The organism is Gemmatimonas sp. (assembly GCF_041689975.1).
Taxonomy (GTDB): Bacteria; Gemmatimonadota; Gemmatimonadetes; order Gemmatimonadales; family Gemmatimonadaceae; genus Gemmatimonas.
Genome location: NZ_JBDNFF010000088.1, coordinates 1 through 9,802 on the forward strand (window position 1 = coordinate 1; position 9,802 = coordinate 9,802).

Annotated in this window: 7 protein-coding genes; 3 read left to right on the forward strand and 4 right to left on the reverse strand. The window is 60.9% G+C overall.

Annotated features, from left to right (window positions below):
- Window positions 1-311: 311 nt before the first annotated feature.
- The 3 genes from ACESNG_RS06210 to ACESNG_RS06220 all read right to left on the reverse strand — a co-directional run bounded on the left by ACESNG_RS06210 (window position 312) and on the right by ACESNG_RS06220 (window position 4,445).
- The gene (locus ACESNG_RS06210; protein ID WP_373068237.1) at window positions 312-995 is read right to left on the reverse strand and encodes a sugar transferase; all 684 of its coding nucleotides are present in this window, start codon (window positions 993-995) and stop codon (window positions 312-314) included.
- A 148-nt stretch (window positions 996-1,143) separates the two neighbouring features.
- Window positions 1,144-1,926, reverse strand: a complete 783-nt coding sequence (locus tag ACESNG_RS06215) for a polysaccharide biosynthesis/export family protein (protein ID WP_373068239.1) — start codon at window positions 1,924-1,926, stop codon at window positions 1,144-1,146.
- Between the two features lie 62 nt (window positions 1,927-1,988).
- Window positions 1,989-4,445, reverse strand: coding sequence for a polysaccharide biosynthesis tyrosine autokinase (locus ACESNG_RS06220; protein WP_373068241.1), 2,457 nt, complete (start codon window positions 4,443-4,445; stop codon window positions 1,989-1,991).
- 439 nt (window positions 4,446-4,884) lie between these two features.
- On the opposite strand from ACESNG_RS06220, the gene ACESNG_RS06225 reads away from it, so the two are divergent.
- Genes ACESNG_RS06225 through ACESNG_RS06235 form a run of 3 tightly spaced genes read left to right on the forward strand, consistent with a single transcriptional unit; the run spans window position 4,885 to window position 8,639 of the window.
- Entirely contained in the window at window positions 4,885-6,366 is a 1,482-nt protein-coding gene (locus ACESNG_RS06225; RefSeq protein WP_373068243.1) for a sigma-54-dependent transcriptional regulator, read from the forward strand.
- A 20-nt stretch (window positions 6,367-6,386) separates the two neighbouring features.
- The gene (locus tag ACESNG_RS06230; protein WP_373058770.1) at window positions 6,387-7,217 is read left to right on the forward strand and encodes a sensor histidine kinase; all 831 of its coding nucleotides are present in this window, start codon (window positions 6,387-6,389) and stop codon (window positions 7,215-7,217) included.
- A gap of 48 nt (window positions 7,218-7,265) precedes the next feature.
- A complete protein-coding gene (locus ACESNG_RS06235; protein ID WP_373068245.1) occupies window positions 7,266-8,639 on the forward strand; it encodes a citrate synthase in 1,374 nt (457 codons plus the stop codon).
- Window positions 8,640-8,752: 113 nt separating this feature from the next.
- Here ACESNG_RS06235 and rfbB read toward each other — a convergent pair.
- Window positions 8,753-9,802: dTDP-glucose 4,6-dehydratase (gene rfbB / locus ACESNG_RS06240; protein ID WP_373068247.1), on the reverse strand; the 1,050-nt coding region annotated here is incomplete at its 5' end.

Below are 9,802 nucleotides of genomic sequence, written 5' to 3' on the forward strand. Positions count from 1 at the left end.
CGAACTCCATCGCGAGCGGCAACCCGACGTAGCCCAGACCAATCACGCCGATGACGGCGGTGCGGTCGTGGATCTTCGAGAGCAGGTGTGTTCTGTGATCAACCAAGAGTGGAGATTCTGAGTGCATCGTTTCGCTTGCAAAGGTCCGACCAAGGCGCGTTCGCGGCGCGTCATTCGGACGGCCTCGAAACAAGAACTACTCATCTAAGACGCGCAGCAATAACGGGAGGAAACGACAGCGGGCCAGCTCGAGAAGCTGGCCCGCTGTTGAGCCGCTAGGCGGCAGTAGTACAGTCCCTATCTTCGCGCCGTCACTGCGAACCAATCCGGAACAGCATCACCGGAATTGTTCGTAGCATGATGCGGATGTCTTCGCCAAGCGACTGCCGCTTCATATACTGGATATCGAAATACACCTTGCGACGCACGTCGTCGAGACACGAGTCGTACGGATTCGACACCTGCGCCAGTCCGGTGATGCCGGGCTTCACACGCTGGCGAACCGGATACTCGTCGATCTGTTCACGCAGACGCACGAAAATAGACGGACGCTCGGGGCGGGGACCAACGATATTCATGTCGCCGCGGATCACATTCAGCAGCTGCGGCAACTCATCGATGCGCGTCTTGCGCATGAACTTCCCAATGGGCGTCACGCGGTCGTCGTCTTTCGTGGCCCAGACTGCCTGTCCGTTGACTTCGGCGTCCACGCGCATCGAGCGGAACTTGAAGATCGTGAACGGGCTGCCGCCGAGGTCTTCACGACGGCGCTCGTGCAAAGCCCGAGTGCGGTTCCAGCGGCGATCGATGCCGACGCGAATCTGCGTATAGAGCGCCGGACCGCGCGACGTGAGGCGGATCATGATGACGGTAAGCATCATGATCGGCGACGCCACGATCAGCATGAGCACGGCGATGGTGCAATTGAAAATGCGCGAGACGGTCTCTGATCGTGGACGCGGCTCGAAATCGTCTTGCGGACCCGTCGCGCTCACCACCGCACGATCGAAGTCAACGGAAGGGCCCGTACTTACGCGCGACACCGACTCCACCGGAGTCGCACGTGTACGCCGAGGCGCTGCACGCGAACCGGTCGAGAAGGGGATAATCGAAGCGTGCAAGTCCATGTCCATCGGTGAGTACCTATTGATTCTGACGACCGTAATACCACTGCAAAAACTGAAGACCGGCAAATAAAAGCGTCGAAACAAGGAGCAAGCTCTGAATGAACAACTGCCAATTGATCTTCTTTCTGGACGGAATCCGTACCTCGTCGCCCGACTGTACATCGAGCTGTTCCAGTGTCCGCCCTTCCTTGATCACCCGCTTCGAGTCTTTCGCCTTTACGAGCTTGGTCGACCCCCGACTGATCTCGAACTCATTCAGGTTGGCCAACTCCACAGGCCCGCCGGCGATCATTATGACGTCGCTGACTGGTCTGTCAGGAGACACATAATAAAAGCCAGGCATCCGAACTGCTCCCAAAATCGCAACGCGCGTGAGCACACTCGTTCGGACTGATACGCCACGCAAATACCTCGCCACATGCGCGGTCATCCGTTCGTCCAACTCCGCACGAAGAACTCCAGCCAGCGAGACGTCGGGCAAGTTCACAACAGAGACCTTGAGGCTGTCCCGAACAGACGCCGTATCCGACCGCACCGAATCTTGCCTCAGTGTGATCACGAAGCGATCGCCCACACGGAAGTCACCTTGCTGCAAGCGCATACGAACTGCTGCGAGCTCCGAGGTCGCCCGATTCCTGGCTGATCCGGAAAGACGCCCCGAGCCTGATTCCTGCTCGAGCTGCGCGACGCGCTCGGCAAGCGCCGCTCGTGTCGCCCGCTGAGCCCCTCCCAACGGCGCCTCTTGGGCAAAACCGGGTGTCGCGCTGAAGGCGGCAATTGTGAAGATCACGCCACGCATCGCGGCACGGGTGCAACAGGCTGCGCGCATTCGCGTAGGGATTGTCAAGAAGTAAGGCATGCTCAGCGGATCTTGGCGGGGAGGGGCTTCTCAGACCGAGAAGACCCATCAGAAATACGCGCAACCGGCTCCTCGTCCTGTGAGGCGTACTCCTGATAGTACGAGTAGTACTCATACACGCCGGTCAACTTGATCCCGTTCAGCACGGCACCCATCACGCGAACGGGGAGCGTGTCCACCGTCGCCATCTTGGCAGCGGCCATCTTGCGATCGGTGGTACCGACACGCAGCACGAGCGCCATATTGCCCGTCGCGGTGGCCAACGCATAGGCATCGAAGCCGGCACCCAGCGGCGGCGAGTCCACAATGACCACGTCGTATTCCGCCGACATCTGGTTGATCAGCTGCTGCAGTCTTGGTGTGGCCAACAGCTCCGGAGCGCGCTTACGACGCGCACCCGCCGGCATAACGGTAAGGTTCGGATGCGCGGTGGCAGGATGCAGCACTTCCGCAATCAACGCGGTGCCATCGAGGTATTCCACAAGGCCAGGTCTCGACTGTGTACCAAATGTCTTGGCCAGCTCGCCGCGCCGAATGTCGCCGTCAATAAGCAGCGTTCGCGCACCAGACTCGGCAAACGACAGCGCCAGATTCGACGAGATCAGCGACTTGCCGTCGTTCGGCCCGGGGCTCGTAATCGTCAGGGCCAGCGGGCGCGACGGGTCCGCCGCGTAGCGCACGTTCATACGAATGGTGCGGAACGCTTCCACCACCTGCGACGCTTCGTCTGCTGACTTACGCTTACCCTTGATGTCGATCATGGGCACGACACCCAGAATGAACAATCCAAGGTCGTCGGTGGCCTGCTCCGGGTAGCGGAAACGCTTGTCGACCTGATCGAGCAGGATCGCCAGAAATATCCCCAGCCCCAACGCTGCACCGATCGCTCCAAGAATGATGACCGGCGCCGTGTTACGCGTGGGTTTGAGCGGTGCGACTGCCGGATCGAGCACACTGACGTCGGGAATCGTCGCGGCTTCGGCCAGCTTGGCCTCGGCGGCCTTGATGTTGAGGCTCCTATACAGCTGCTCACTCACCTCGACCTGACGCTTGAGCCGCTGCTCCTCGATGGTACGCGTGGGAATCTTGCGAAGATCTTTGCTGCTTTGATCGATCGTGCTCACGAGCGTCTGCTCGCGAAGCTTGAGTTGCGCGAGATACGATTCGAGCACCGACGGGATCGAGCTGCGCAGCGACGCCAAGGCGGCGATTTCATTCTGTACGCGAGGCAGTTCGTCGGTAAAGCTTTCGCGCAACTTTCGAAGAATCAACTCACGGTCGGCAAAATCCGCCAATACGCGACGTAAGTTCTCGGCGGCGGGATCGGTATTGACACTCGGAATGGACAGCACCGCTTCGCGAGTGATCACCCCGCCACTCTGACGACTCTTGGCCAGAATTCCCTCGAGCGCCTGACGATCTCGCTTGTAGCTATCGGCCAGGATCTGGTCGCGAAAATAATTCTCGAACACCGGGCTGTTGGTCATCTCGATGCCGGGGGCGATCGACTGACGTTCGTTGGGCTCGGTCACGGTGCGCACGCGGAAACTCTCGAGAGCATTCTCCGCGCTCGAGAGGTTTTCCGCGGCATACTGAGTTTGGCCTTCGAGAATTGCCGCCACCGAGGTGATTCGCTTCTTCTTGAGCGCTGTGGCAACCACCACGAACTGCTCGACCCAGGCGTTGAGGGTCGCGGCAGTCCGCTGCGCGTTCGCGCCGGTCAGGCTCAAAAAGAGAAACGAGCTTCCATCCTGGAGACTGAGACGCAGCTTCTTGATCAGCGCGCCCGACGCTTCACGAGGCGTCTGCACATCGAATTCGATGTCATTACGGCCGGCCAATGAGCGAGCCGCCGGCTGCCACAGGAATCCCGCCGCACGGCCGATGGAGTCACCCAAAAACCCTTTCTCTACTTCCAGGCCCGGACTGAGAGAAAGCGAGTATGTCGTGCCCGACACCGTAAGAACATAAGTGCCGGGCTTGAGCCGTTGCTGATTCGGCGCCACACGAAACGCGCGGAACATGGTGCTGTCCGCCTCGCGTTTCGGCGTAACGAACAGCGCCAGATCGTTCACTACGGGGTCGGCAATCACGAAGGATCGCAGCAGATCCTGCCACCCGGACGCCTTCAGCAACTCTTCCGCCTGAATCGGACCTCGAGAATTCCCGCCATCCCGATTCGTGCCCGTGCCCTGTTCGAGGGTGATCGTCGCCTTCACCTCGTACTCGGGCTCGATGTACTTGGTGGCCGTGTAGCCGCCGGCACCGCCAAGAAGGCCGAAGAGGACAATCAACCACTTGAAGCGGCCGACTGCCCCGACGTACCGCGCCAGGCTCGGCCCTTTCGGCTCCGCGGCAGCCTCCTGCCCGCCACCCCAATCCGCTGGTGGCGCGCCGTCCTGAAAATTGTCGAGCGCGCTTTCGCGCGTCGTTACGGGCTGGATCTGCTGTCCGGACATTGAGAATACGGGCTGGAGACTGACAAATGTCTGGCTATTGACGGCCTATGAATCTCGCGCGCAACACTGTGCGCTGAAACCACACCATGCAATGATGCGCGCCCGCCACACGGGTTGTAACCTTTTTGCTTCTGTGGCGGTCGTGACACGATGACTGTCGAGATCAGTCCACGAAAATAGCTTGACTGTAGAGATTCATCACCATATTTGCACGAACCTGAGCGACAAAGAACGGTCGCGTAGCTTGTTTTGACGAAAACCGTTTCCCCGCAGCATCGGACTCGTTGGATGATTGCACCACCGTAGTATGAACCATCGGTGATAAACCACACCGTATTTGCTGCTCCGGGTACGCGACTTTGGTGCCTGCTGTGAAACGTTCGATCCCGCTCGACACGCTCGTGCCGCTAGATGGTCCCACTGTTCGACGCCATACGCAATGACTGATCCATTCCTCACCGAAAGCAGCTCTGCATCCATTCCAGATAAAGGAACGGGGCTCCGCATCCTCGTCGTCGACGATGATCGGACGCTCCGCGAAGGTTGCGTGTCGGTGTTAAAGATGGACGGCCATGCGGTCACCGCCACCGGGCGTGGCGAAGAGGCGGTCGATCTGGTTCGGCGGCGCAAGTTCGATCTGGTGCTGGTGGACCTCTACATGACCCCGATCTCCGGGATGGAAATCCTCAAGTCCGCTGTTGAGGCGCACAAGGGCGTAATCGTGGTGGTGATGACCGGTAATCCGAGCGTGACCAGCAGTATCGAAGCGCTGCGAGCCGGAGCTTGGGACTACCTACCCAAACCGTTCTCCGCCTCCCATCTCCAAGTACTGATCGGCCGAGCGGCCCACGCCGCCACCAGCACCAACAACACCAAGGAGATCAAGCCGTCGCTGGTTACCCAGAACGGCGCCGGCGAACCGATGGCGCTGCTGGGCGTATCGCCCTCCTTTAAAAAGGCGGTGGAACTAGCCCAGAAGGTCGCCGCCACCGACGCCTCGGTGATGATCAGCGGCGAGAGCGGCACGGGTAAGGAAATGATCGCGCAGTTCATTCACCAGCACAGCCGCCGCACCGCGCGCAAGCTGGTGCCGCTCAACTGCGCGGCGCTTCCCGACAACCTGCTGGAATCGGAAATGTTCGGCTATCGCAAGGGTGCCTTCACGGGCGCCGATCGCGACAAGGCCGGACTGCTGGAAGTGGCCAACGGGAGCACGCTGTTTCTGGATGAGCTCACCGAAATGACCATGCCTCTCCAGGCCAAGCTGCTCCGCGTGCTGCAGGACGGCGTGGTGCGCCGACTGGGCAGTGAAACGCAGGATGCCGTGGTGGACGTACGCTTCATTTCGGCCACCAATCGCGACCCACAGGAAGCGGTGCAGCAGGGACTGCTGCGAGAAGATCTCTTTTACAGGCTGCGAGTTGTGCCGATTAAGCTGCCGCCCCTGCGCAAACGCTTGGAAGACATCCCGCTGCTGGCCGAGTTTTTCTTGAAGCGCTCGTGGGAACGCCACCGCGCCAGTGGTCCGCCACCGGCGCTCACGGCCGACACCTTGATGTTTCTGCAGTCCCGTCCGTGGCGCGGCAACGTGCGCGAACTACAGAATGTGATCGAGCACGTGGCCGTAATTGCCGAGGCTGGTAGGCCCATCGAGCCGGCAGACATTCCCGTGTACGACGAGGCGCCGGTTGCAGGTGAGGACACGACGCTGCCCGTGGCCATCATGAACGAGGCGTTTCACACGGCCAAGGACAACCTGATCACGCATTTCGAGAAGGCATATCTGTCGCGCCTCACCGCGCGAGCCGGCGGCAACATGTCGAAGGCGGCGCGACTGGCAGGTATCGATCGCACCACGCTGTACCGCCTCATGGAGAAGCATGGGTTCCGGCGCGACGTGAACTCGGGGGCCGCCGATTGACGCGGGCAGAAGCAAACGAGATGCAGGAGGACGCGTCCGCCAACGACGCACGTCCCGATGTAAGCCCCGAGGCGATCGCGGCGCTCGTGGCGCAGGGTGCGGCGGCATTACACCTCCCCGATGCGCATTTGCACGAAGCTACGGCCGAAGGCACGCGGATCGTCGATCATGATGCGCTCGCCCTTCTGATTGGGGTGACCCACGACATGCGCTCGCCGCTGAGCTCGATGCTGGTGCTGGTGGAGCGACTGAGGGCTGGCCACGCTGGACCAGTCACGCCGACACAGGAGCGCCAGCTTGGGCTCCTGTACGGCGCGGCGTTCGACCTGGCCGCCATGACCAACGATGCGCTCGACTTTGCTCGGGGCACGTCGGCGTTGGCGACCACTGCGCCGGTGTCGTTTTCAATTGGCGACGTGCTGCGGTCGGTCTGTCAGGTGGTGCAGCCGATGGCCGAGGAGAAGGGATTGGTGTTGCGGTGCAGCGGGCCGAGTACCGACAAACGACTCGGCCAACCCGCGATCCTGCATCGCGTACTGCTCAACCTCATCACGAACGCGCTCAAGTACACGAACAATGGCACGGTGACGCTGACCGCGACCGCATTGAACGCCTCTTCCATCTGCTTTCAGGTTGACGATAGCGGCCGCGGGATGCCGAGCGAGGTGGTCGCGTCGCTGGAGGGGCCGGTGTGGGATGGGCCGTTTTCGTCGGGTGCCTTTTCGGGATCGGGGCTTGGCCTTGGCATTTGCCGGCGGCTACTGGCGGACCTTGGCAGCGATCTGGTTGTCGAGAGTTTGCAGCCCGTGGGAACACGTGTGCAGTTCACGATTGATCTTCCCTCATTGTAGTTTCCGTTACCCACTTTTTGCGGTAGTGCCCCTCAGGAGTTTGCAGCGATGAGCCAGTCGAACACGGAAGCCCCGTCAGCGCAGGACACGCTCGAGCTTCGCGATACGCGAACCGAGAAAGCGTACGCCGCCACCATCCGAACCGAAGGTCCGGAAGGCGACACCTACATTCGCGCCATGGACCTGCGCGCGGTGAAGCGCGACGCGGGCGAGTTCGGCATGCTGAGCTACGATCCCGCCTTCATGAACACGGCGTCGTGCCGGAGCGCGATCACGTTCATCGACGGTGACAAGGGCATCCTCCGTTATCGCGGATACCCCATCGAACAGCTCGCCGAGAACGCGACGTTTCTGGAAGTAGCGTACCTGTTGCGTCACGGCGAGCTGCCCAATCAGCCGCAGTACGACACGTGGGTGCACGACATCACGTACCACACGTACGTGCACGAAAACATCCGGAAGTTCCTGGAAGGGTTCCGTTACGACGCGCACCCGATGTCGATGATGTGCAGCGCAACCGCCGCACTTTCCAGCTTCTATCCGCAGGCGCGCGACATTCACGACCCGCAGCAGCGCTACATCTCGATGATTCGCCTCATGGCGAAGCTGCCCACGATCGCCGCGTTCGCGTATCGCCACGTGAAGGGGCTGCCGTTCATCTATCCCGACAACGATCTTGGCTACACCGAGAACTTCCTGTCGATGATCGCACGCATGTCGGAGCCCAAGTACGAAGCCAATCCGGTGTTCGTGAAGGCACTGGAAGTGCTGTTCATTCTCCATGCCTATCACGGACAGAATTGCAGCACCATCGCGGTGCGTGCCATCGGGTCGAGTGGTGTAGATCCGTTTTCAGCCGTGGCCGGCGGCATCGCGGCGCTGTTCGGCCCGCTGCATGGCGGCGCAAACGAAGCCGTGCTACGGATGATCAGCGACATCGGCGACAAGAAGAACATCCCGGCGTTCATCGAGTCGGTGAAGAGCGGCAAGGGCGAACATCGCCTCATGGGCTTCGGTCACCGCGTGTACAAGAGCTACGATCCGCGTGCCCGCATCGTGAAGAAGCTGGCCGATGAAGTGTTCGCGCAGGTTGGGATGGACAAAGATCTGGAGATCGCGCTCGAGCTCGAGCGCATTGCGCTTTCGGACGACTATTTCATTGCCCGAAAGCTGTACCCGAACGTCGACTTCTACACGGGGCTGATCTACCGCTCCATGGCATTCCCCACGGACTTCTTCACCGTACTGTTCGCCGTGGCTCGTGTGTCGGGCTGGATGGCGCAGTGGGAAGAGATGATTCTCGACAAGGAGCAGAAGATTGCGCGCCCTCGTCAGATTTACGTGGGAGCGGGGGAGCGTCAGTACACGGATCAGCTCAGCGAGAAGTTCCCACGGGCGCGGAAGGATAGCATTCGGAAGTAGTGCACCTGGTGGATCAGCGTTTTAACCCGCCCGAGTGGTTTGACGTCAAAACGCAGGTTTGCGATTGCTTTTACGCCACCGGGCACCCGGGGTCGCTCAGCTGATTCGGCAGGTCACCGTTCGCTGTACTGCTTCTGCACCCACTCACGATACGAGCCATCCATCACAGCACGCCACCATGGTTCGTTCGACAGATACCAATCCACGGTGCGCGCCAGTCCGGTCGCCAGTGTTTCCGCCGGCTCGAAGCCCAGGGTGCCGGCGATACGGGACGGGTCGATAGCGTAGCGACGATCGTGCCCGGCGCGATCCTTCACGTACGTAATGAGCGACTCACACGCGGCGCCTTTCGCGGCCGGACAGTCCGGGAAGCGGGCGGCGAGCGCCGACGAACCTGCGAATTGGTGGTCCAGCTCACGACAGAGACGGCGCACGATGTCGATGTTCACGTGTTCGGCCCGGCCGCCCACGTTGAACGTGGTGCCGGGCTGACCGGTCGAGATGATGCGGTCGATCGCCACGCAGTGGTCTTCCACGTACAGCCAGTCCCGCACCTGAAGTCCATCGCCGTATATCGGCAGCGGCTTCCCGTGCAGCGCATTCACGATAGTGAGCGGAATGAGCTTTTCAGGGAAGTGAAACGGGCCGTAGTTGTTCGAACAGTTGCTGATCGTTGCCGGCATCCCGTACGTGTGTACAAAGGCACGCACGAGGTGGTCGGCGCCGGCCTTACTCGCCGCGTACGGCGAACTTGGCGCGTACGGTGTGGTTTCACTGAACGCCGGCTCATCGGGTGCGAGCGACCCGTACACTTCGTCAGTGGACACGTGATGGAAGCGCGTGCCCTCGCGCCACTTGCCCTCACTGTACCATGCGGTGCGGCACGCCGAGAGCAAGGCCTGCGTGCCCAGCACGTTCGTGCGCACAAACGCGTCCGGGTCGACAATAGAGCGGTCCACATGCGACTCGGCGGCGAAGTGCACGACGGTGTCGATGTCGTGTTCGTGAAGAAGGCGTTCGACGAGAGCACGGTCGTTAATATCGCCCTGCACAAATGCGATCGCTTTGCGCGACAGCATCGGTTCGAGCGTCGCCACGTTCCCGGCGTAGGTGAGAGCGTCGAGCACGACGATGCCATCGCCAGGGTAATGGCGATACCAGTA